Annotated in this window: 2 protein-coding genes; both read right to left on the reverse strand. The window is 32.7% G+C overall.

Annotated features, from left to right (window positions below; translation table 11 throughout):
• Positions 1 to 112 (reverse strand): transposase (locus tag FYJ58_RS14655; protein WP_205839291.1); only part of this gene is annotated, 112 nt, incomplete at its 3' end.
• 619 nt (positions 113 to 731) lie between these two features.
• Complete coding sequence (locus tag FYJ58_RS15270) at positions 732 to 1,121, reverse strand: hypothetical protein (protein ID WP_331464217.1); 390 nt, start codon at positions 1,119 to 1,121, stop codon at positions 732 to 734.
• Positions 1,122 to 1,279 lie beyond the last annotated feature (158 nt).

A 1,279-nucleotide genomic window follows, 5' to 3' on the forward strand; every position in this document is an offset into this window, starting at 1 on the left:
CTTTTAGTCGATTTGATATTTCATCATTTATCACTCGTCTTCTATATTTCACAACAAGAATAAGATGATAATTCATATAGAACACTGAATGATTATTACTTTCCAATTCCATTTATATAATACCTTTTGTGTAATTACTACTGAATATATTATACATCATTTTCAAGAACTTCACAACAAAAAAATACCAATTCATCCCGCCACTTATAAAAGCGGGGGAATTCTTGGTAATTTTAGTTAAATATTAAATCTCCTCTCTCATCCAAGTTCATCAATGCTCTCATACAACAACTTTGCTCTGAAGAATAACCCTAAATCATTAAACTTCACATCATCGTTTATAGAATATAGACTTTTAAATTATATATTTCAATCCACGAAGCCTATACAGACTTCGACAGCAAAATCGAACAATTTTTATATCATTTCTTTTGTTCTTTCTATTACTATTATACAAATTCTATTTCAAAAATCAATATTAATTTCTCTTATTTTGCAATCATTGTATATTTTGCACCACAAAATTTTGGTGCGAATCTCCCAGGGTTTTTATGTTCACTTCACATTCGCACTAAATATAAAAAACAAGCCCCAAAGAATGATGATATGATAACTCTAAGAGGCTTGTTTTTGCATTTCAAATCGGAAATTATTTCAAATAACGACTACTGCAATATCCACTGATAACTTTTCCGGCAACACACGTTCCTTTGACTTTATACCAGTCATCCTTACCTTTCTCTAATAGTTCTACCTTTGTATCCTTTACAAATATCATCCCTCAGTGTAAGCCCCATATTAAAACAGATAATGCCCTTTACGCCCATCCGTATATATTCATCAAGAATCGCTTTGATGCTTTCCTCCGTATCATTGATAAAAGACAGGATCAGCGTCAGCTGTACTACACACTTGGTTTTCTGATTGATTTCATCCAGCAAATCAATATCCTGCAGAATCCGATCTGATTTCGTCTGAACCGCCACCCAAATCCGTACTGCAATATAACTTCTAGGCACCTTCTCAAACAATACTGTAATTCCGAAGGATATTATAGAATTGAAAATGGTTCTAAATTCAAAATCACTTTTCCATTTCTGAATAAAGCAGCTTTTTTCCAAAACTCTCACCTCACATTAGTACTTTATCACATAGGCGTTTGTGAAACGCCACAAGCCGCATAAATACGGCATTTTTTGTTATCTAAAAACAAATAACTCCTCACCGGATATGGTATAATAGAGTTGACAAAAAACTAAAATCCACTATCCAAGAAAGG

The organism is Velocimicrobium porci (assembly GCF_009696045.1).
GTDB classification, from domain to species: domain Bacteria; phylum Bacillota; class Clostridia; order Lachnospirales; family Lachnospiraceae; genus Velocimicrobium; species Velocimicrobium porci.